Below are 20,396 nucleotides of genomic sequence, written 5' to 3'. Positions count from 1 at the left end.
CCCTTTTGGGAGGTTTTCTTTTATATATTTAGGGGGCACGAAAAAATGTTATTTGGGTTAGGGGTATTAGCGGGATTGGTATTACCAATTCAAACCTCAGTTAATACTAATTTGAAAAATCGAGTCGGTGGTTCACCATTTTTAGCATCAATGCTATCTTTTACAATCGGAACCATCGCGTTGCTATTAGCTACCGTTATTAGTGGTCAACCGTTATTGTTTAGCACTAGTTTATTTGCCAATCAACCAATGTGGATTTGGTTGGGTGGTGTATTTGGGGTCATTGGATTAACTACCAACGTGTTAATTTTCCCGTATCTAGGAGCGGTACAAACCGTGATTATGCCAATTGCAGGTCAAATTATCATGGGAATGATTATTGATAACTTTGGCTTGTTTGATGCCGAATACCACGGCTTTACCATTTTAAGATTGTTAGGCGTTATTTTACTAATTGTGGGGATTTTGATGGTAGTAATGGATCGAAAGAATGGCGACCAAAGTGATAAGTCCAAACAACTGCCTTGGCAAATTTTAGGAATTGTTGCGGGGATGTTTCAAGCCTCTCAAGCGCCAGTTAATGGCCATTTAGGGGTAGTATTAAATTCCCCAATTCATGCTGCTTTTATCTCATTTTTAGTGGGAACGATTATTTTATTTATCATTACAGGATGCGTTGATCACAGTTATAAAAAGACTTTTGATGCAATCGGTATCGGGAATCCATGGTGGATTTGGTTAGGTGGAGTGTTAGGAGCGATTTTTGTGTTAACAAATGCCTTCTTAAGTCCACAAATTGGTGCTGGTACTACCGTAGTATTGGTTCTATTAGGTAACTTGTTTGGTAGTATTTTAGTCGACAAGTACGGATTGTTGAATTCACCTAAAAAACCAGTAGGCACAATGAAATACATTGGTTTAATTGTAATGTTAGTCGCTGTAGCAATTATTAAACTATACTAAAAAAGAGACCTTAATAGGTCTCTTTTTTTTATAGATTGAATATCGCGGAGATTAATCTATCAATTAAATAACCCAGGAATAGTCCTGATTCAAATACTATTAGACTAAGTTGATATTGTTTATCTGTTAGTGGATAAAATTTTTTACATGATTCATAAAAGATAATTAATGCGAGAATAATTGCTGAAGCGAAAAAAATGGTCTGATAGATGTCTAAAACATCTTTTGAAATAAAAAAGGCCTTAATAAAAATATCAATCAGTTCAAAAATTAATCCAGTTGATAGTCCCAAAATAATCATGTTCTTGATTCTTTTTGCATTTTTGTGTTCCACGATATATTTCCCCCTAATGAGATGATATCAATTTTGATTATAGTCCAAATTTAGTAACTTATCTGATTATTTAATAATTGTTTAATTTTCTTAAGAATAATTTATGAAAGTAAGCACATTTCATTAATATTTTTTGTTAATTTGTCTATGTAAGTTTAAATTATGTCTATCTAAAATTAATAGACATAATTATGAATAATAAAAAACCTGATTAAAATCAGGTTTTGTTAGATTATCTTTCAGATAATGTTAATTGCATTCGGTTTAAAATGATCTGTGTAGCAACAATCATTACGATGGTGATTAAAACGCCAATCCCAATGATGGTAATATTGAAATTACCATATGCAATACTTCTTATAGCGTTTAATTGATATGTAAGTGGATTGATACTAGTAAGCATCTTTAATAATAGTGGTGCATGATGTGGTAATACATATAGCGTTGGTGCCGCATATGAGACGGGGATGAAAACGAGAGTAATAATCAAGTCTCTTTTTTGGTATGAAGAAATTTTAGTACTTATTAAAATTCCCAGTGATGACCAAAACTCTAAAATGATTAAAGCAAAAACCAATGCGATAAAGTAATAAACAACGTTATAAATCCCACTAGAAAGAATTCCTAATATAAATAGAATAATTGATTGGAAGATAAATCCAAGTGATGGGAAAAGGCTCATACCGCATAGGTATTGCCAAGGTTGCACCCCGTTTAAAAACTTAATGGCTAATAAGCCATATTGCTTATCGACTGTGGCACGATACATGGCTTGTGACATTTGCGTAGTCATAAAGAAAGCCAAAATTCCGACCAATGCGTATTGATTATATGGAATCACGTGTCCTGCGTATTTAACTGAAGAAATATTAGTGCTCAATGCTAAAACTAACAGTCCATACATCATTACTGGTTGCATTAACATTGAAACTAAGACTCCCTTATTGGTTGTAAATGCGCGCCATTCGTTGTTAGCAACGATTAGAATTGATTTTAAACCTAATGAATGATGTCTAAATGTACTAGGATTCATGCTTATCACGCTCCTTTAAGTAAGTTTCTCTTAGACTCGCGTTAGCAGTGAATTCTTTTAATGAACCAAAGAATATTTGTTGATTGTGATCAATAAATAAGACTTTATCTACATATTCATCTAATAGTGTTAAGTCATGTGAAGAGGCAATCACTAAATTACCATTATCCGAACGTTCTTTTAGATATTGGAATAGTTTTTCTGATGACTCAACATCCAAACCAGTAGTCGGTTCATCTAAGATGTAAATATGTGGTTGACGAGCAATTTCACGGGCAATTTGAATTCGTTGTTGTTGACCACCAGATAAATGATCGACGGGTTTGTCTAATAAGTTGTCAATGTCTAACAACTTAGCGGCTTGTTTGGCGAATTCTTTAGATTCGTGAAAACTAAATCCAGCTAATAGCGGCCCTTGTAAAATATTATCGAATGCTGTTGTAAACCAATCGATAATCTGTGTCTGTGGACTGAATCCGGTAATCCTAAATGGATTATCAGCATCAAAGTCCGCCCAATTAATTTCGCCATCAATTATTGGTAAAACCCCAATTAATGATTTCAATAGTGTTGATTTACCGGCACCATTCGGTCCGATTAATGCAATAAAGTCACCATTTTGAATCGAAAAATTCAAGTTTTTAACCACTACTTGATGATCATAGCCAATATTGGCATTAGTTACTTTAAGTGGCATATTCCACCTCCTAAACTTATGGAATGATTAGATTATACCATAATTATTAAAATTAGATTAGAAATATGTTAATGTTTTTTAAATTTGCTGTTATAGATGTGATAAAAGCAAACAAAAAAAGCCCGTTTTCGGACTTTTATCTAATTTTTCCAGGGTATGTTCCAACTAATAGTGCGGGAATATTAGCATAAACTGGATTCTTGATTCTATTTTTGAGTTGTTTAATGGATTGATTGGCAATTTTCTTATTATCGCCTTTGAGCTTTTTAGCAATTTTTTGGACTTGCTCTAATTTTTGATTTGCACTTTTAGAATCGGGTTCATTGATAACCTTTAATTCAGCATTGATTAATTTTTTGAGTGCTTTTTTATTAACGTTAATGTTGTAAAAAGTTGTGATTGGATTAACCCATCTTTTCTTCCTAGTTTGCTTACTTTGAATTAAAGCAGTGGAGCCGTTTCTTATACTTTTTACTTCAATTACACGGTATGTATCTTTCTTTCCAGGAATTTTATAAGCGTATCCAGCGATTGCCAAATTATTTGTCCAACTGCGATTATATGTAGGTTTGATACCGCTGGCTTCAGCGGTGAAAGTACCTGAAGTGATACTTATGATTACAAAAATTGTGACAATAATGGTTTTGCAAATTTTAGACATACTTAATTTCCCCCCCTGAAAATTCAATATTTCAATTATAAAGAAAATGTTATTAAAATTCATTTTAATTCTGTGGATTTAATAAATTCTTAAAAAACAGCAATAAAAAAGACTGAATTGAAATCAGTCTTATAGAATTCCTTTACCAATTAGTCCACCAACCAGGATGGCAGCATCATATAGTAAGAAGCTTGTTAGGTAACGGTAATTGCATGTATATGGAAATTTTCTAATGACTTTTAAGTAAAGGTACAACAAGCTGACACCAATTGTGGCCAGCGTTAAGATTGACGCAACAAAATAAATTTTAGGATCAATTAAGTCTTTTGTGACTAATGAAAATAAAATGGTTAACACCAACTCAGTAATAAAACCGATAATCATTCCAGTAACGGTTAGAATAGACAATCGGATTATATTGGGATGTTTCATTTTTTTTGCGCCTCCTTACATTTTGATTGCTTTGTAACCCAGATTTTTAACTTATTATAATTGAAAAGTTATGATAATACATTAGCTTTTTAGTAAAAAAAGATTAAGTTTTTCTTAACGTATATATAAAAAAATACGACTAATGTAGTCGTATTTTATTTCTTATAATATTTAGATAGAGATTTAGTAACATCTTTAGCAACTGATTGTTGATATGAACTGGATTTAATATATTTCAAATCATGACTACTGTCCATAAAACCCATTTCGCATAAAATGGCAGGACGGTCATTATCACGCAGAACGTAGTAATTACCAATGGAAACGCCACGACTATCAACAGGTAAATTAGTTAAACCGTCATTAATAGTATCAGCAACTTTGTCTGCATCTGAGTAATATTTGTATACACCATATCCGCTTGCTTGCCCCATACCGTTGTCCGAATTGAAATGAAAACTAATGAAGAGATCGGCATGTGCAGATTGTGCGATTTGCGTGCGCTTTTTCAAAGTGACATAGTAATCGGATGTTCTTGTCATGATGACGTTAACGTGTCTTTGTTTTAATTGTGCAGCCACTTTTTTAGCTGTGAGCAATGTATATGTTTTTTCCATATCCTTTTGATCCATGGATAAAGTACCAGAGTCGCTACCACCATGACCTGGATCAATGATAATCGTCTTTTGCGCTAGTTGATTGTCTCCCTTGGAGTTATAACCATTAACTGATACTAGCCATCCCGGAATCCAGCCATGCTCATCATTGTATTTTATGTACCACCAATTATGGTTTTCCTTAATTACCTTAAGTCTTTTGCCGTGCGGAATTGTATCGACAATATGAGATTCGTCATTTGGAGCGGTTCTTAAATATAGATTATCAGCCTCAACTTTAGGCCACGATAGAAAGCGCATAAATTCAATCATCAGTATTATAAACAAGATCAATGTGACAATACTGCGATAAATTAATTTTTTTCTAGGCGTTTGGTTAAATCTTTCAATAATTTTATTGATCAATTTTTTCACCTCGATTATGTAATGTATGTTAAAATCAATTATATAACAAATTTTAATATATATCTGATGTTTGATTGTTTCGATAATGAGACTACAATATATAGATAAATAACCTAAAGATTGCGAGGATTAATTATGAATAAAGAATCCAATGCACTACTTTCAGTTAGCCACCTAGATGTTAACTTGAAAGATCGTTCATTAATTCATGATTTATCATTCGATATCTTACCAGCCACATTGACATGTATTACAGGTGAAAATGGTGTCGGTAAGACAACTTTGATAAAGACTATTTTAAAACAATTTAATAAAAATGAACACGTAAAAGCCCAAATTAAGAGAAGTGAAATGCAATACATTCCTCAACTAAGACAAATTGATGATGATTATCCACTTACTGTTTTTGATTTTATTGGCTTAGGATTACAAAAATCATGGTTGCCATGGTTAAGTAAGAAGGAAAAACAACAAGTGCAACATGTCATTGAAATGACTAATTTATCCACTTTAGCCAATACACCATTAGGAAGCTGTTCTGGCGGTGAACAACAACGTGTGTACTTAGCTCAAGCATTAGTATCTCAACCAAAGTTATTCATCTTGGATGAAAGTACTGCTAGTTTGGATAAAGAAGCTAAGTTTGTTCTATTGGATGCAGTTAAAAAAGTAATAAAACAAACCGATGCATCTGCAATTTTTATTACACACGATCCAGTTTTAGTAAAAGAATATGGTGATTATGATTTGAACATTGCCAACGAAACTGGTCATATTAATGCTGTGAAGGAGGTTTAGGGAATGTTAGAAATGTTTAGTTATCCATTTATGCAATATGCATTTGTCGCTAGTTTCTTCATCTCAATCCTTTGTGGTTTAATGGGTGTCTTCGTTGTAGCTAGAAAGACCGCCTTTTTCACCCACACGCTATCCGAAATTAGTTTTTCAGGAGCATCATTTGGAGTCTTTTTAGGAACTAATCCGATTATTGGGATGCTACTATTTACAATCTTGAGTTCATTAATGATTGGAACAGTGGGTTCTAGAGTGAGTCGTCGTGAATCATCAATTAGTGTTTTCTCAGTATTCTTCATTGGATTAGGAATTTTATTCCTATCATTAGCTAATACTCAATCTAGTTACGCTACCAATATTTTGTTCGGAAGTATTGTCGGAATTAGTTTATCTAATGTTCAAACATTAGTCGGTCTAAGTGTGGCAATTATTATTATTACCACTTTAATTTATCGTAAATTAAAATATAATTCATTTGATAATGTAGGAGCTTCGTTTAACTCACGTTCCAATACGTTAGTTTCAGTTGTCTTTTTAATTCTATTAGCATGTACCGTTAGTGTGACAGCACAGATAGTTGGGTCACTTTTAATCTTTGCGTTATTAACGATTCCAGCCTCATCAGCACGCTACTTTACGCATAGTATTAAATCAATGACTATTTTAACGTTTGTCTTTTCTTTAATTGGAACCTGGTTTGGTTTATACTTAAGCTATCAAACGAACCTACCTGTCAGTTTCTTTATCGCAACTATCGAGACTATCATTTACATTATTGCGGTAGTTTACGATAAAGTAACAAGAATTTAACAAAAACTTTATGAACTTAACGTTTAATTTTTGTTATACTAGGCTCAAATAGTTTTATTGAAGGAGATGTCCGATAATTATGAAAACATGGAAGAAAATTTTACCAGCAATCGCAGTTTTAGGTTTAGTACTAACTGCATGTGGACAAAAGAGTAATGACAAAGCTAGCTCAAGTTCATCAAGTGAACAAAGCAGCAAGGTTAGCTCATCAAGCACAGATCAAATTTCAAATAAATTGGGTGACGAAAAGTTACCTCAAAACAATGGTATCGACGCAAGCAAGACTGTTAGCACAAAACTAGATGGTGACAAGGACAACTTCACTATTAGTTACATTTCAGATGGTAAGACATATGCTAGTTATACTAAGCATTCTTATGGTTCTGACAGTGCAGCAATGCAACAAGTTGGTTACCAATCTGCAAACAACGTTAATGGTTTACCAACTGTCGATTTAGGTAGTAACATTACTGGTTACTCAGACAAAGGTGCTGGTCAAGAATACATCCAAGCCAACTTTGGTAACTGGTCTATTTTAACTCATGGTAGTAACTTTGGTAAGACTGAAGGGTTAGCTAGCAAACAAGGAAAAGAAGTGGTTGCATTTATTCAAGATCACCAACTTCCAATTCCTAACAAGTATGGAAGCATCAGTGTTGAAATTGATAACACCGCAACCATTACTTGGCAAAGCGGTAACGATGTTTACTCAGTAAAAGCTGATAACGTAAGTATCGCATTGAAGATGGCAACATCACTTAAATAGTGAGAAAAACCAGGTTATGAGAGCCTGGTTTTGTTTTACATAAATGAGAGAGTTTAGAAAAGGGATAGAGTAATGAGTAGTGGAAATAAAATAAAGAACATCTTATTTTCGGCGGTGTTAGGAACAACTATCGCGTTAAGCGCAAATGCGGTGAAAGCCCATGCTGATGATACCCAGACGTTTAAACCATATACGCCAGTCGCATATGATATTTCTGAGTACCAGGGTCAATTAACTGATCAACAAGTGATTAATCTTAAGTCTGAAGTTAAGTTTGTGATTTTACGTATTCAAGATGGTCAATATCACGACCAACAAGTTGATAATAATATTCGTTTAATGGAAAAGTATAATTTACCATATGGTGTATATAGCTTTAGTCGTTATACTAATGCGCAACAAGCACAACAGGAAGCACAACGACTATATAATTTAGCACCCAGAGCGAAGTTTTATGTTAATGATTTTGAAACCAAATACACTAACACTTCTGATCAATCAGCTGTCAGTTGGGCTGTTCAAATGAAGGGCCTAACAAAACGTCCGGTTATTTTATATGGTTCTCAATCAATGCTTGATCGTTTCAACGCGAATACATTGAAATCATATAGCGCGGTTTGGCTAGCTAACTACAATAAGTACATGCCAAATCCGAGTTATAACTATGACTTATGGCAATACACTGATAAGTATCAAAGTAATGCTTTAGGTAAGAAGTTGGATGCAGATACGATTCCAGTTGGTGCTAAAAAGATTACTTTTTGGACTGGTACAAGTAGTCGAGTCAATAAGACTGCGAAAAAAGCGGTTAAACATACTGCAATCGTGCATACAGTGAAAAAGAAAACTGCTAGCAATAAGTACACCACTTATCATGTTAAAAAGGCTGCAAAACGTGTCGTAGCTAAAAAGGTCACCACTAAAAAGAAAGCTAAAGCTAGTTATAATAATTTAAGCTATAAGCCAAAACAAGCCGTTAAAACTCGTCAAACATCTGTGAAGGTTGCTAATAAAAAGAATACTGTAAAAAAAGCAGTTACTGCTAAGCATGCTGCTACAAAATATGTTGCCAAACACGCTAAAGTTGCCAAACATGCGAAGGTGGCTAAACATGCTAAAACTACTACAGCTACTAAAGTTAGTCGAGTTACTAAACCAGTGGCGAAAAAAGTAGTTAAAGCAAAGCCAGTTACTACAACTAAAAAGCCAGTTAAACATAAGCAAAAGACGTATACCGTTAAACCTACAGCTAAGATCAAGAAGACAAAGCTAACCGGATATAAGAAAGTTCAAAAGACCACTACTAAACATCACTCAAAAGCAGTGAAACAAGCTGTTAACAACAAATAAAGCTCACCATATTAGATGGTTGGGCTTTTTTTATTGTAATTTGGTAAGTTATCTTATACAATAATGACCAATGGTCAGTTTAGAAAAATAGGAGTTTACTATGAATATTAAAACCGCAAATCAAAAGCAACAAAAACAAGCACTAATCGCTAATACAGCATTAAAAATGTTTGCTGAAACTAATTTTTATGACATTTCAATTAACTCAATTGCTGCTGCTAGTGGTGTAGCCAAAGGAACCGTATTTAATTATTTTAAAACCAAAGAAAACATCTTTATGCATCTACTGCTAGTGGGATATAAAGATTTTTTCACTCAAACAATTAGCCAATTTAATGAAAATAAAATCACCGATTTGAATGGTTTGAAAGATTTTTTATTAAGTAATACAGAAGATTTAATTGATAATCATTTAACGTTAATTAAATTAAATGCGTTAAGAGGACCAATTCTAGAAGGCAAGGCCTCGATGGAAGAAACCATTCAAGGTCGTAAAGATTTATATCAAATACATGAGAGATTAGCGACTGACATTCATAATTCATTTGCTGAAATTAGTGTCGCTATGGCAAATAAGATATTTATAGTCCAAAGCAGCATCGTTAGTGGATTAATTAATTTATCAGACTTAGATTCATTTAATCAACAACCGATTAATAATGACTTATCTGACTTTACGGTTAGCATTAAGGATGACGCTTTAACTACATTTGATTTTTATTTGACAGGTCTCTTTTTAAAACTAAAGGAGTCGTAAAATGGAACAGAAATTAATTCGTAATTTTTCAATTGTTGCCCATATCGATCATGGTAAATCAACATTGGCGGACCAAATTATGAAAATGACGGATACCTATGATTTTCGTAATCATCAAGAACAGGTATTGGATGACATGAAGGTGGAACAAGATCATGGAGTCACGGTTCGTTCTAAAACTGTCCGTAATATTTATCACGCTAAAGACGGTAATCAATATGAACTAAATTTAATTGATACCCCGGGACATGTCGATTTTCATTATGAAGTTGAAAAAAGTTTATCAGCTAGCGATGGAGTTATTTTATTGGTAGATGCTACTAAGGGAGTTCAAGCCCAAACGATTGCTAACTATCGAATTGCTAAAGATAATCACCTAGTCATTATTCCAGTAATCAATAAGGTTGATAATCAAAATGCACAAGTTGATATGTGTGAACAACAATTATATGAATTGGATGAATCTTTTTTAGAAAAAGATATTATTCATATATCAGCTAAAACCGGATATCATGTGGATGAAGTTTTAGAAGCGATTGTTCACGAGATTCCTAGTCCAAATGGTGATGTCAAACAACCATTAAAGGCATTGGTGTTTGATTCGCATTATGATGCATATCAAGGAGTAGTTGCATACGTTAGAATCATTGATGGTCAGGTTAATACCAATGACAAATTAGTATTTATGAATCAAAATGTCAGATTTGAAGGTAATCAAATCGGGATTTTTAATCCGCAATTAGTACCGCAAGACCAATTAAATCCTGGTGATATCGGGTATATTATTACCGGAATTAAGGATCCCAGTGAAGTTAGGGTCGGTGATACTATTACCAAATCCGCTAATAGAGCACAAGAAGCCGTTGCGGGATATCAACCTGCTAGTGCGGTCGTCTTTGCAGGAATTTATCCTAAGGATGCCGACTTTAAAGATTTAAGCAGCGCAATGGCAAAATTAAAGTTAAATGATTCTTCCATTGAAATGGTAGAACATGTTTCTGAATCATTAGGGATGGGCTATCGTTGTGGATTTTTAGGGATGTTTCATTTACAAATCGTCCGTGAAAGATTAGTGAATGACTTTGGCATGGAAGTCATTGTGACCGCACCAAACGTTAATTATCGCTATACAACAACTAAGGATGATAATTTTAAAACGATGAATAACCCTAGTGATTTACCGGATTTTGCTGATTTAAAGGTGGTTGAAGAGCCAATCAATCAAATGATCATCGAAACACCTAGCGACTCCGTAAACGATATTATGGCACTAGTAACTAAGCACCGTGGAGTTTTGTTAAACATGGACAACCACAATCAAATGGTACGATTGACTTATCATGTTCCATTAGCTGAAATTGCTTTTAACTTTTTCAATCAATTAAAGTCAATTTCACATGGTTTTGCGACCTATGATAGTAGCTTTGATTCATATCAACCATCTGATATTGTTAAGATTACTATTGATGTCAACTACGCCCCAGTAGAGGAATTAACGTTCTTAGCTCATCGTCAAAATGCATTTGATTTAGCACAAGAAATTGTACATCAACTTAAATATGTAATCCCGCGTCGGCTATATCCAATGCCGGTTCAAGGCTATATTGAAGGAAGAGTGGTTGCTAGAGTCGATGTTCCACCTTTGAGAAAGAACGCGGCAGTTAGTGGGGATGCGAAGAGTGTTTCCAAGAAACAAGCACTATTACGTCGACAAAGTTTGAATAAACGAAAGAGTGCTGCAGATGCAGTCCAATTACCACAGTCAGTTTTTGATGCGATATTAAATATAGAATAAAAAAAGACCCAAGCATTAGCTTGGGTCTTTTTGATCGATTAAGTTAGATTATTTAATAATTTGGCAGAATTCGATCTTTTCGTGATTAGGACCTTGAATGTTGAAGAAACGAATGCCGTTATCCCAGAATGATGGAATTGATTGGATTTCGTCATCTAAGACATCGAAACCTTGTTCTTTAGCAGCTTCGAAAGCCTTGTCAACATCAGTACAGTTCATAGAAATGTGGTTAATTGAACCATTTTCCATAGCAACTGGATCGCCTTCCCATGTTTCAACAGTTAAGTTACCGTATCTCATGAAGGCACAACGGTTGTCACCATTGTGGAATAAACCAGCTTGTTCAAAGCCAAGTGATTTGTAGAATTCAATAGTTTTGTCTAAGTCTTTTGATGGAATACCAACGTGTTGTAAACCATCGAAGTAGTCGTTTAAAGCCATAATTAAGCCTCCAAAAAATGATTAGTCAGAAACCTTAACAACACATTTACCAGTTAGGTTTGAAGTACCGTCTAGAACACTTTCAACATCTTCTAGTGAGATGACGTTGTCGATGATCTTTTCAACGTTAACTTTACCACTTTGTAGTAATGCGATTGCGTCTTCAAATGAGTTAGGGTTAATGAAGGCACCTTGGATAGTTAATTGTTTCTTGAATACTTCGTAAGTGTTCATGCTGAATTTTTGATCAGGAGCACCTACACCGAACATTAATACTTGAGCACCTTTAACAGTTGCTTCAATAGCTTGTTCTTGAGTAGCTGGTTGACCTACGGCTTCGATAACGATGTCGTATTCAGCAGGAATTTCTTCTTTAGTAGTGTTGATAACGCGGTCGATGTCTAGCTTTTCTTTTTCAGCAGCTAGCTTGTCGTCATGTCTACCAGTTAAGTCAACTGATTTAACACCGTATGAACGTAGTAATTGAGCAAAGATTAGACCCATGTAACCATCACCAATAACAAGAGCTTTTTGGTAAGGTTTGATGTTTAATAAGTCCATACCGTGAACGGCACATGAGATAGGTTCACATGTAGCAGCTGATTTTAAATCAACGTTGTCAGGTAATTTGTAAACTACTTGAGTAGGAGCAGTGAAGTATTCTTCTAGACCACCATTTCTAGTAACACCAACAGCTGATAGGTTGTCACATAGTTCTGGACGGGCTGTACGACAGTATTCACACTTGCCACAGTAGATGTTAGGATCAACTGTTACACGGTCACCAACTTTTAGGTCAGTAACGTCTGAACCAACAGCTGATACAACACCTGAGTTTTCATGTCCTAAAACGATTGGAGGAACAGCGTCAGCTGAACCTGGTAGACCGTTGTATAGAGCGTAGTCAGTACCACAGATACCAGCGTATTTTGCGTTGATAACAACTTCGTTTGCCTTTGGTTCTGGCATTTCAGTGTTTTGGATTTCTAATTGTTTCTTGCCTGTTAAAACTAATGCTTTCATAATTCAAGATCCTTTCCAAATTGAATTTTAAGTATTATTTGTTATGAAGTTGTGAACTAATTAATTCTTTCACAAACTTACAAGTATTATAATAACTCATTTTTTAAAAAAGAAAAGGGTTTTGAGTAAATTTTATAAAAACTTATGTTTTTAAAACACGTAAAAACGGCGTAAATCATTGATGTTGTAATGATTTACGCCGTTATAATTTTTTTGGTATTTTTTTAACTAACACACTCGATTATATTGTGCAAAACTGAACTTATTGAACTTCATGTTTGACTAAAGCATCAGCTAAAGCGAAGTTTCCGTAGGTTGCAGAGCCGTTTCCTTCAAGGGTTGGAGTAGAAATATATTCTTCTAGATTTTTGATTTCAATATAGCCATTTAATTGCTTTGAAAATTCAAATCTAACCTTTTTGAGAAATTGTTCACTAACTACACCGCCACCGAAAATAATCTTGGCTGGTCTGAAAGTAAGTGTTGCTTGAATGGCTGCTTGAGCCACATAGTAAGCCATGATATCCCAAACATGGTTGCTTTGTGATACTTCTTGTCCTTTTTTACCTAGGCGTGCTTCAAAAGTAGGTCCAGCGACTAGTCCTTCTAAACAGTCTTTGTGATAAGGACAGATTCCATCGAAGTCTAGATCATCTTGATGACGTTTTAATTTAACGTGACCTAGTTCTGGATGACCCATATCACCAATAAATTGACCGTTGATGATCGCTCCGGCACCAACACCAGTTCCAATTGTGTAGTAAACAAGTGAATCTAGGCGGTGACCGTTATTCTTAAGATTAATGTATTCACCAAATACAGAACCATTAACATCAGTGGTCCAATACATTGGAATATCAAAATGTTCTTTAAATTCCCCTAGAAAGTTTACGTTAGACCATCCAAATTTAGGGGTATCGGTAATAAAACCGTATTTGGTGGAATCTTTTCTAATTTCAATTGGGCCAAAAGATGCAATACTTAATGCGGCTAAATCTTTGAATTGTTTAAAAAATTCAATTGCCTTACTAAATGTTTCATCGGGAGTAGTGGTTGGTACAACTAGAGTATCGATAACTTCATAGTCGCTATTACCAACGGCACAAACAAACTTAGTGCCTCCAGCCTCAATGCTTCCCAGTAACATAGCGTGTTTCTCCTTGTTCATATTTATCTATAATTCGTTTTAATTGTTTTTAAATGTTCATTTTAATTTTTAATTTTAAAAGACGTACTCTAATTATGATAAGTTCTCATAGGATAAATGTCAAAGTAAAAATGCTAATTGGTATAGTAAAGATTTTGCTTGTGATATCATATTTAAGTAGAATTTTTCTGAATTGGGAAGGTGTTTATTAATGCGCAAGATATTATACATATTTATTCTAGCCTTTATTGGCGGTTGTTTGCGTGGTTACTTTACATTAATTGCGGGAAACGATCACTTTATCGCAACTGTTTTTATTAATTTAATCGGAGCGTTTGTATTAGCTTTTATCACCGGAGCATTACCACATTTAATTGATATCTCAAACGATATTATGACAGGACTTAGCGTCGGATTAGTTGGTGGTTTTACCACATTTTCTACTTTTTCTTATGATAGTGTGACACTTTTTGAAAATAATAAAATTGGTCTAGGTCTTTTATATATATTAGTGAGTCTCATCGGTGGTTTATTACTGGCTCATATTGGTACAAAACTAGGGCAACAGTTTGAAAATAAGGAGGACCAACTATGATAACAAGTGTACTAATTGTTGGATTGGGTGCTTCGATTGGTTCATTAATTAGATTTGGAATGACCAATCTATTGAAGGCGATGTTTAGTAAATCAGTTTTTCCAGTGGCAACATTTTTCATTAATATTACCGGATCATTCTTATTAGGATTGATTAACGCCAGATTACCACATAATACTGTTACATTAGCGTTCTTTATCGCTATCTTAGGTGGATATACTACTTTCTCTACCTATATGAATGAAACTGTGCAACTAGGAACTAAAAAGAAGTTAATGGCATATAGTTATTATGTTTTAAGTGCTGTAGTTGGAATTATTGCGGCATGGATTGGTTTTATGATCTAAAAAAGACCTCGAGTGAGGTCTTTTTTTATTGGACGTCTTTTTTCACAGCTTTAAAGAATAGGAATAAAATGATTGCTACATGAATAACAAAAGTAAGTACAAATAACCAAACTAGTTTCTCATAGCTACCACTATTTTGAATTGCGTTAGCTAGTTTAATAACGTAATATCCTGGGAATATTTTTTGAATATCAGTAACGACATCAAAAAATTTGTTTTGGGCGAAAGTGTAAAAAGGCATTATTAAAAGAGCAACTACACACATAAATGGGAAGCCTGCCATATCTAATAAATCGGTTTTAGCAACGACTCCAATCAAAAATCCGACAAAACTAAAGTAAATCCCCAATGGCAATAAAATAATTATTAATAATAATGTAGATAGGTTAAAGGAAATTGCGCCAAAGATTATTGCTTCCAATATCAATACACATAGGATAAGTAAATTTAGTAGAATTTGTTGCATCATAGAATCCATTATCCATCTAAACGGGGTATAAGGAGTGGTCTTAATCGCAATCAAATAATATTCCTTTGAGTTCCCTATCCTTTTCCCAAAGGTAACGATTGAATTACCAATTATGCCCATAAGGACACTAATAATGAACCATGTCATTGTTAAATTTTTCGCAAATGTGCCGATTCCTAAATCCATAAAAATAAACCAAATCGCAGGAAAAACGATTGTAAAAATAAAAAATCTTCTATTACGTAAAACTGTTTGTAAATTAATTGCATTAATCATGATTTAATCCTCCGTTATTAGTTCGATACCATTGTTCGACAGTTTGATTATGGCTGTGAATCTTATCAACTGACATATCGTTTTCAATTCTGCCGTCTTTTAACAATAGAATTCTTGAAAAGAATTTATCGATTTGGTTAAAGTCATGAGTCACCATTAATATTGATCCGGTAACATGTTCAAGATGGTTCCATAAAATATCAATGGTTTCCAAATCCATTCCTACTGTTGGTTCATCTAAAACTAGTAGCTTTGAAGGTGACATTAAACTTAATAGAAGAGATAGTCTACGTTTTTGTCCACCTGATAACGACCCAACATAATGGTTCATTAGTTCAGTAAAATTAAATTCTTTTACTAGGGATTCGACGTGGTTATTGTCTTTTACTTTGTTTAGTAATTGGGTTAGTTTAAGTAGTTCACTAACCTTCATATCATTAATCAAAACGTCGTTTTGAGGCATTAGTTTTAAACCTTTTTTCTTGTTGAAACTAAATTGTACATCACCACTATCAGCATTTTTAAGCCCCGTCATAATGCTAATCATTGTGGTTTTACCAGATCCGTTTAAACCTAATAGAGCAATCCTTTCATTATCATAAATGTCTAGACTCAAATCGTTTAGTACTTGGTTTTCATATGATTTATTTATATGACTAATTGAAACTAATTTATCCTTATCTGACATGTTACCTATAATTAAGTTATCTAAGCTGGTGTTAAAAATTTCAGAAAGATTAATTAACTTATCGATACTTGGTTCGGATTCGCCATTTTCCCATTTCGAAATTGACTGTCTAGTAACGAATAATTTATTAGCTAAGCCAGCCTGTGATAATTGATTATTTCGACGTAAATCAATCAACTTTCTACTAAATATGTTTTTTTTCATTTAATAATTTCACTCCTTTTTTCGAATTACTTTTTATTATTACTAAAAAATTTTTTATGTATATAATATCCTGGATAAAAGCAGATAATCCTATTTGACAACCTCGCAACCTAAAGTTGCATCGTTGTCATATCAACATTCATTATACATTTAATATAAGCAAAAAACTCTCTATATAAGCATTGTCTAGAGAGATTGTTTTTCTGTTTATATTAAAAAACTTTATTTCTTAACTAAAAAAGAACCCCTTAAGTTATTTCTCCAACTTAAGGGGTTCTTTTTATTTGTTTAATTATTCTTTTAGTAACCAGAAGAAGATCACGAAGATTACTCCTAGTACGTACATTAGTGGGTGAACTTCCTTACCACGTTTAGCAGCAATCATTGAGATTGGGTAAACCACGAAACCTAAAGCAATTCCATCAGAAATACTGTATGAAAGTGGCATACCTAAAACAATCAAGAATGAAGGTGCAGCTAATTCGAATTTATCCCAGTGGATGTCACGTAGTGAGTTAGCCATTAAGATACCAATAACGATTAAAGCAGGTGCAGTAACTTGATCAGTAATAACACCCAATAGAGGTGAGAAGAATGTTCCAAGTAGGAAGAAGATACCAGTCACGATTACTGTGAAACCTGAACGACCACCAACGGCGATACCTGCAGATGATTCAACGAATGCACCCATTGGTGATGAACCTAGAACAGAACCACCAACCATGGCTAGTGAGTCAGAACCAAGTGCACGACCGATACGAGGAATCTTGTTGTCCTTGATGAAACCAGCTTGTTTAGCTAAACCAACTAAAGTACCAGTAGTATCGAAGAAAGTAACTAATAGGAATGTAAATACAACAATCCATAATTGTAATGTGTTAACAGATCCAACGTGAGTAACAGCAGCCATAAAGATTGGCTTGATGCTAGGAACGCTTGATACGACGTGAGTAGGTAAAGCGATTAAGTGGGTTACCATACCTAGAATAGTAGTAGCAACCATACTAATGAAAATAGCGGCTGGGACGCGGGCACTCATTAAAACGATAGTTAAGATTAAACCAAAGATAGTTAACCAAGTACTACCAACGTGTAGTGAACCTAAAGTAACTAAAGTTGATTTGTCGGCAACCACTAGACCACCTTGGTTTAAACCAAGAAAGGCAATGAACAAACCGATACCACCGGCAATGGCACTCTTTAAATCAGCAGGAATTGCATCAATAATAGTTTCTCTAAGTTTGAATGCAGTTAAAATCATGAAAATAACAGCAGCAATGAATGTACCTGCTAAAGCAGTTTGCCAAGGAACTTTCATACCCACACAGACAGAGTAAGCAAAGAAAGCGTTAGTACCCAAACTAGTTGATAAAGCGATTGGGTAGTTGGCGATAATTCCCATTAAGAAACAACCTAAAGCAGTTGCTAGGGCAGTAGCAGTAAACATAGCACCTTTATCAATTCCAGATGCACTCATAACGTTAGGGTTTACGAATAAAATGTAAACCATTGAAACGAAAGTAGTTAAACCAGCGATGAATTCAGTACGATAGTTAGTACCTAGTTCATCAAAATGAAAGAAATTAGCAATTCCTTTTAACATGAAAACATTCTCCTTTAATGTTCGTATTTATTTATATTATACGTATATATTAACATATCTAGAATGAAAGTCCACTGAAAAGCGAACAATTTAATGAAAAATTAAACAAAAATCGCCTTTTTATGATAAAAAAACTCCAATGAAGGAGTAAAATCCGAACATTGGAGTTATGAATAATTAAATGTTTTTAAAAGTATTATCTATTTCTTTGTATTCATCATCACTTAGTTGAACTTTTAATGCTTGAGCATTCTTTTCAACTTGTTCTGGGTGTTTAGCACCAGGGATGACAATTGAAATATCTGGATTAGCAATGTACCATGCTAATACTAGTTGAGCAACATCAACACCATGCTTTTCAGCCATTGGTTTTAATGAGTTTACCTTTTCTACGATGCTAGCAAAACGATCACCAGTAAAGTCTGGGTTACCATTTCTAATATCTGTTTCTGGGAAATTAACTACTTCAGAATATTTACCGGTTAATAGCCCAGAAGCTAATGGGAAGAATGGAACAAATGAGATGTTGTTATCACGAAGATAATTGAACATTAAATTTTCATTTTCACGATGGATTAGACTGTATTGATCTTCAACAACATCCACTAATCCGTCTTTGTTAGCTTCTTTAATTTGATCTAATGAGAAGTTAGAAACTCCGATGGCTTTGATTTTACCGGCTTCTTTTAATTCATTTAAAGCGGCAACGGCTTGATCTTTAGGAGTTTGATCGTCTGGGAAGTGAATGTAGAAAATATCAATATAGTCGGTTTGTAGACGTTTTAGTGCATCTTCGACTGATTGTTTCAAGAATTCTGGATTGTTGTTAATGGTAACATCACCATTGGAAGTATCTTGAGCTGCCTTAGTGGCAATCACAAATTTACTACGGTCATAACCTTGAATTGCTTGGCCAATTAATTCTTCCGAGTGACCCATACCGTAAGCAAAAGCGGTATCTAATAGTGTAATGCCACTATCTAAAGCGGTTTTTACGATTTGAATTCCAGTTTCATCTTTTAAGTTAGGGAATAAGTTATTACCACCGACTGCGTTAGTACCTAATCCTAATGCAGTAGCGTTAACGTCTGATTTACCAATTTTAACCATGTTAGTGGCCTCCTTAAAGTTAATCTTACATATGTAGTATGGACCTAAAAGATTAAAGATTAAACTATTTAACGTTAACGAAACGATTAATATTTGCTAAAATTAGTTTCATAAACAAGGAGGACTCACGATGAAAAAAGTATTAATGATTGGCAATCAATTTGATTTGGCCAATAGAGTCAGCCAAGAATTATCTAATCAATATAGTGTTTCTATTTTAGATAATACCGATTTTAATAATGAAAAGAACTACTTAGATTCGTTAGTAAACACCAATATTATCTGCTTTTGGTTAAATCAATTTGATGCTGACTTAGCGATGGAAGCATTAATTGCGGCGTCGGATCAAGTTAATCCACCGATAGAACAGTTTGTTGTCTTATCAGTCGCTGGAATTGATGATGAGTTAACTACGGACGCTGTATATGAGAATATCGATGATGTAAAAGAATATTTGAATCAACAAAGATATGCAGTAAAATTAGTAGATGAATACGAACTTCCGTATACCGTTTTAAGACCAGTCAAAATCGTTGATCACATCGTGGGTGATTTAGATGTTATTGATGAAGGCCGACCAATGCCATTTGGCGAAGTATCTACAGATAGTATTGCCAAGACGGCGGCGAAAGTAGTAGAATATCAACAATTTATCAATCAATCAATCGGATTAATTGAAAGATAAGCGGGGTGCATACTAATGCCATTACAATTAAACAAAGAACAGTTGAAAGAAATTAAGCAACAATTGACAGATACTCAACGTCAATCTCACTTGGTAATTTTTAAGAGTGTTTCACCTGATTCAGGCGGAACTCTTCATATGATTACTAACTATGGAACATTTGAAACATTACAAAAGCAACGTCCAGAACTAAAGATGGAAATTGTAAGAGATATTGTTCCAGTAACTGATAGTTTAGCTTATTGGGCAGTCGCACAAGATACTGCTAGTCACATGCAACCAAGTGATCCTAATGCCTCAGAAGTGGCCTTACAAGTTGAAAAGTACACTAATGATGTTTTAGCGGACAACAAATTACCACAAAATAAATAGCAAAAATAAAAACGCCTGTTA

The 20,396-nt window shown here is 34.1% G+C and carries 24 protein-coding genes; 11 read left to right on the top strand and 13 right to left on the bottom strand.

The features are described from left to right. Positions 1-45: 45 nt before the first annotated feature. Positions 46-963, top strand: a complete 918-nt coding sequence (locus RZ74_RS06675; RefSeq protein ID WP_053950621.1) for a DMT family transporter — start codon at positions 46-48, stop codon at positions 961-963. A 28-nt stretch (positions 964-991) separates the two neighbouring features. On the opposite strand, the gene RZ74_RS06670 is transcribed toward RZ74_RS06675, so the two are convergent. From RZ74_RS06670 to RZ74_RS06645, 6 genes are all read right to left on the bottom strand, one after another. Beyond that, on the bottom strand, positions 992-1,297 hold the full coding sequence (locus RZ74_RS06670) for a hypothetical protein (RefSeq protein ID WP_053950620.1): 306 nt from the start codon (positions 1,295-1,297) through the stop codon (positions 992-994). Positions 1,298-1,529: 232 nt separating this feature from the next. Beyond that, positions 1,530-2,330 carry an ABC transporter permease gene (locus RZ74_RS06665; protein ID WP_053950619.1) on the bottom strand — a complete coding sequence of 267 codons (801 nt, stop codon included), beginning with the start codon at positions 2,328-2,330 and terminating at the stop codon, positions 1,530-1,532. After that, positions 2,320-3,027 carry a metal ABC transporter ATP-binding protein gene (locus RZ74_RS06660; RefSeq protein WP_053950618.1) on the bottom strand — a complete coding sequence of 236 codons (708 nt, stop codon included), beginning with the start codon at positions 3,025-3,027 and terminating at the stop codon, positions 2,320-2,322. Before RZ74_RS06660 ends, RZ74_RS06665 begins: the two co-directional genes overlap by 11 nt. A gap of 136 nt (positions 3,028-3,163) precedes the next feature. Continuing rightward, positions 3,164-3,688, bottom strand: coding sequence for a hypothetical protein (locus tag RZ74_RS06655; RefSeq protein ID WP_053950617.1), 525 nt, complete (start codon positions 3,686-3,688; stop codon positions 3,164-3,166). A gap of 129 nt (positions 3,689-3,817) precedes the next feature. Then, positions 3,818-4,120, bottom strand: a complete 303-nt coding sequence (locus RZ74_RS06650; protein ID WP_053950616.1) for a hypothetical protein — start codon at positions 4,118-4,120, stop codon at positions 3,818-3,820. A gap of 155 nt (positions 4,121-4,275) precedes the next feature. After that, positions 4,276-5,142 carry an N-acetylmuramoyl-L-alanine amidase family protein gene (locus tag RZ74_RS06645; protein WP_053950615.1) on the bottom strand — a complete coding sequence of 289 codons (867 nt, stop codon included), beginning with the start codon at positions 5,140-5,142 and terminating at the stop codon, positions 4,276-4,278. A gap of 135 nt (positions 5,143-5,277) precedes the next feature. Here RZ74_RS06645 and RZ74_RS06640 point away from each other — a divergent pair, with 135 nt between their 5' ends. The 6 genes from RZ74_RS06640 to lepA all read left to right on the top strand — a co-directional run bounded on the left by RZ74_RS06640 (position 5,278) and on the right by lepA (position 11,415). Next, positions 5,278-5,940, top strand: coding sequence for a metal ABC transporter ATP-binding protein (locus RZ74_RS06640; protein WP_053950614.1), 663 nt, complete (start codon positions 5,278-5,280; stop codon positions 5,938-5,940). Between the two features lie 12 nt (positions 5,941-5,952). Next, complete coding sequence (locus tag RZ74_RS06635; protein WP_053950683.1) at positions 5,953-6,747, top strand: metal ABC transporter permease; 795 nt, start codon at positions 5,953-5,955, stop codon at positions 6,745-6,747. 79 nt (positions 6,748-6,826) lie between these two features. Beyond that, positions 6,827-7,513: a hypothetical protein gene (locus tag RZ74_RS06630; protein ID WP_053950613.1), complete on the top strand. Its 687-nt coding sequence runs from the start codon at positions 6,827-6,829 to the stop codon at positions 7,511-7,513. Positions 7,514-7,585: 72 nt separating this feature from the next. After that, positions 7,586-8,863 (top strand): hypothetical protein, encoded by a 1,278-nt coding sequence (locus RZ74_RS06625; protein ID WP_053950612.1) that lies wholly within the window; start codon positions 7,586-7,588, stop codon positions 8,861-8,863. Positions 8,864-8,963: 100 nt separating this feature from the next. Further along, the gene (locus RZ74_RS06620; RefSeq protein ID WP_053950611.1) at positions 8,964-9,620 is read left to right on the top strand and encodes a TetR/AcrR family transcriptional regulator; all 657 of its coding nucleotides are present in this window, start codon (positions 8,964-8,966) and stop codon (positions 9,618-9,620) included. A gap of 1 nt (position 9,621) precedes the next feature. After that, positions 9,622-11,415 (top strand): translation elongation factor 4, encoded by a 1,794-nt coding sequence (gene lepA, locus RZ74_RS06615; RefSeq protein WP_053950610.1) that lies wholly within the window; start codon positions 9,622-9,624, stop codon positions 11,413-11,415. Positions 11,416-11,463: 48 nt separating this feature from the next. On the opposite strand, the gene RZ74_RS06610 is transcribed toward lepA, so the two are convergent. The 3 genes from RZ74_RS06610 to scrK all read right to left on the bottom strand — a co-directional run bounded on the left by RZ74_RS06610 (position 11,464) and on the right by scrK (position 14,026). After that, the gene (locus RZ74_RS06610; RefSeq protein WP_053950609.1) at positions 11,464-11,856 is read right to left on the bottom strand and encodes a VOC family protein; all 393 of its coding nucleotides are present in this window, start codon (positions 11,854-11,856) and stop codon (positions 11,464-11,466) included. Between the two features lie 21 nt (positions 11,857-11,877). Beyond that, positions 11,878-12,879 carry a zinc-dependent alcohol dehydrogenase family protein gene (locus RZ74_RS06605; protein ID WP_053950608.1) on the bottom strand — a complete coding sequence of 334 codons (1,002 nt, stop codon included), beginning with the start codon at positions 12,877-12,879 and terminating at the stop codon, positions 11,878-11,880. Between the two features lie 262 nt (positions 12,880-13,141). Next, positions 13,142-14,026 (bottom strand): fructokinase ScrK, encoded by an 885-nt coding sequence (scrK, locus tag RZ74_RS06600; protein WP_053950607.1) that lies wholly within the window; start codon positions 14,024-14,026, stop codon positions 13,142-13,144. A gap of 211 nt (positions 14,027-14,237) precedes the next feature. On the opposite strand from scrK, the gene RZ74_RS06595 reads away from it, so the two are divergent. Both RZ74_RS06595 and RZ74_RS06590 read left to right on the top strand, forming a co-directional pair. Beyond that, on the top strand, positions 14,238-14,621 hold the full coding sequence (locus RZ74_RS06595) for a fluoride efflux transporter FluC (RefSeq protein WP_053950606.1): 384 nt from the start codon (positions 14,238-14,240) through the stop codon (positions 14,619-14,621). Continuing rightward, a complete protein-coding gene (locus RZ74_RS06590; RefSeq protein ID WP_053950605.1) occupies positions 14,618-14,968 on the top strand; it encodes a fluoride efflux transporter FluC in 351 nt (116 codons plus the stop codon). The genes RZ74_RS06595 and RZ74_RS06590 overlap by 4 nt, the downstream gene beginning before the upstream one ends. Before the next feature lie 25 nt (positions 14,969-14,993). On the opposite strand, the gene RZ74_RS06585 is transcribed toward RZ74_RS06590, so the two are convergent. The 4 genes from RZ74_RS06585 to RZ74_RS06570 all read right to left on the bottom strand — a co-directional run bounded on the left by RZ74_RS06585 (position 14,994) and on the right by RZ74_RS06570 (position 19,318). After that, positions 14,994-15,713: a hypothetical protein gene (locus RZ74_RS06585; RefSeq protein WP_053950604.1), complete on the bottom strand. Its 720-nt coding sequence runs from the start codon at positions 15,711-15,713 to the stop codon at positions 14,994-14,996. Continuing rightward, positions 15,706-16,605, bottom strand: coding sequence for an XRE family transcriptional regulator (locus tag RZ74_RS06580; RefSeq protein ID WP_053950603.1), 900 nt, complete (start codon positions 16,603-16,605; stop codon positions 15,706-15,708). The genes RZ74_RS06585 and RZ74_RS06580 overlap by 8 nt, the downstream gene beginning before the upstream one ends. A gap of 292 nt (positions 16,606-16,897) precedes the next feature. Then, on the bottom strand, positions 16,898-18,208 hold the full coding sequence (locus RZ74_RS06575; protein WP_053950602.1) for an NCS2 family permease: 1,311 nt from the start codon (positions 18,206-18,208) through the stop codon (positions 16,898-16,900). Positions 18,209-18,385: 177 nt separating this feature from the next. Continuing rightward, a complete protein-coding gene (locus tag RZ74_RS06570) occupies positions 18,386-19,318 on the bottom strand; it encodes an aldo/keto reductase (RefSeq protein WP_053950601.1) in 933 nt (310 codons plus the stop codon). Positions 19,319-19,448: 130 nt separating this feature from the next. On the opposite strand from RZ74_RS06570, the gene RZ74_RS06565 reads away from it, so the two are divergent. Beyond that, a complete protein-coding gene (locus RZ74_RS06565) occupies positions 19,449-20,003 on the top strand; it encodes an NAD(P)H-binding protein (RefSeq protein ID WP_053950600.1) in 555 nt (184 codons plus the stop codon). 15 nt (positions 20,004-20,018) lie between these two features. Further along, the gene (locus RZ74_RS06560; RefSeq protein WP_053950599.1) at positions 20,019-20,375 is read left to right on the top strand and encodes a hypothetical protein; all 357 of its coding nucleotides are present in this window, start codon (positions 20,019-20,021) and stop codon (positions 20,373-20,375) included. The last annotated feature ends 21 nt before the right edge of the window (positions 20,376-20,396 follow it).

The organism is Apilactobacillus apinorum (genome assembly GCF_001281175.1).
Taxonomy (GTDB): domain Bacteria; phylum Bacillota; class Bacilli; order Lactobacillales; family Lactobacillaceae; genus Apilactobacillus; species Apilactobacillus apinorum.
The sequence above is the reverse complement of the archived record's forward strand: the minus strand, read 5'-3'. Positions and strand labels throughout refer to the sequence as shown.

Bases quoted from the DNA above. Each gene is read 5' to 3' on its own strand.
- RZ74_RS06625 (WP_053950612.1), top strand. From the start codon at position 7,586: ATGAGTAGTGGAAATAAAATAAAGAACATCTTATTTTCGGCGGTGTTA.
- RZ74_RS06590 (WP_053950605.1), top strand. From the start codon at position 14,618: ATGATAACAAGTGTACTAATTGTTGGATTGGGTGCTTCGATTGGTTCA.
- RZ74_RS06650 (WP_053950616.1), bottom strand. From the start codon at position 4,120: ATGAAACATCCCAATATAATCCGATTGTCTATTCTAACCGTTACTGGA.
- RZ74_RS06630 (WP_053950613.1), top strand. From the start codon at position 6,827: ATGAAAACATGGAAGAAAATTTTACCAGCAATCGCAGTTTTAGGTTTA.
- RZ74_RS06565 (WP_053950600.1), top strand. From the start codon at position 19,449: ATGAAAAAAGTATTAATGATTGGCAATCAATTTGATTTGGCCAATAGA.
- RZ74_RS06580 (WP_053950603.1), bottom strand. From the start codon at position 16,605: ATGAAAAAAAACATATTTAGTAGAAAGTTGATTGATTTACGTCGAAAT.
- RZ74_RS06675 (WP_053950621.1), top strand. From the start codon at position 46: ATGTTATTTGGGTTAGGGGTATTAGCGGGATTGGTATTACCAATTCAA.
- RZ74_RS06620 (WP_053950611.1), top strand. From the start codon at position 8,964: ATGAATATTAAAACCGCAAATCAAAAGCAACAAAAACAAGCACTAATC.
- RZ74_RS06595 (WP_053950606.1), top strand. From the start codon at position 14,238: ATGCGCAAGATATTATACATATTTATTCTAGCCTTTATTGGCGGTTGT.
- lepA (WP_053950610.1), top strand. From the start codon at position 9,622: ATGGAACAGAAATTAATTCGTAATTTTTCAATTGTTGCCCATATCGAT.
- RZ74_RS06575 (WP_053950602.1), bottom strand. From the start codon at position 18,208: ATGTTAAAAGGAATTGCTAATTTCTTTCATTTTGATGAACTAGGTACT.
- RZ74_RS06640 (WP_053950614.1), top strand. From the start codon at position 5,278: ATGAATAAAGAATCCAATGCACTACTTTCAGTTAGCCACCTAGATGTT.
- RZ74_RS06635 (WP_053950683.1), top strand. From the start codon at position 5,953: ATGTTTAGTTATCCATTTATGCAATATGCATTTGTCGCTAGTTTCTTC.
- scrK (WP_053950607.1), bottom strand. From the start codon at position 14,026: ATGTTACTGGGAAGCATTGAGGCTGGAGGCACTAAGTTTGTTTGTGCC.
- RZ74_RS06605 (WP_053950608.1), bottom strand. From the start codon at position 12,879: ATGAAAGCATTAGTTTTAACAGGCAAGAAACAATTAGAAATCCAAAAC.
- RZ74_RS06655 (WP_053950617.1), bottom strand. From the start codon at position 3,688: ATGTCTAAAATTTGCAAAACCATTATTGTCACAATTTTTGTAATCATA.
- RZ74_RS06560 (WP_053950599.1), top strand. From the start codon at position 20,019: ATGCCATTACAATTAAACAAAGAACAGTTGAAAGAAATTAAGCAACAA.
- RZ74_RS06610 (WP_053950609.1), bottom strand. From the start codon at position 11,856: ATGGCTTTAAACGACTACTTCGATGGTTTACAACACGTTGGTATTCCA.
- RZ74_RS06585 (WP_053950604.1), bottom strand. From the start codon at position 15,713: ATGATTAATGCAATTAATTTACAAACAGTTTTACGTAATAGAAGATTT.
- RZ74_RS06660 (WP_053950618.1), bottom strand. From the start codon at position 3,027: ATGCCACTTAAAGTAACTAATGCCAATATTGGCTATGATCATCAAGTA.
- RZ74_RS06665 (WP_053950619.1), bottom strand. From the start codon at position 2,330: ATGAATCCTAGTACATTTAGACATCATTCATTAGGTTTAAAATCAATT.
- RZ74_RS06570 (WP_053950601.1), bottom strand. From the start codon at position 19,318: ATGGTTAAAATTGGTAAATCAGACGTTAACGCTACTGCATTAGGATTA.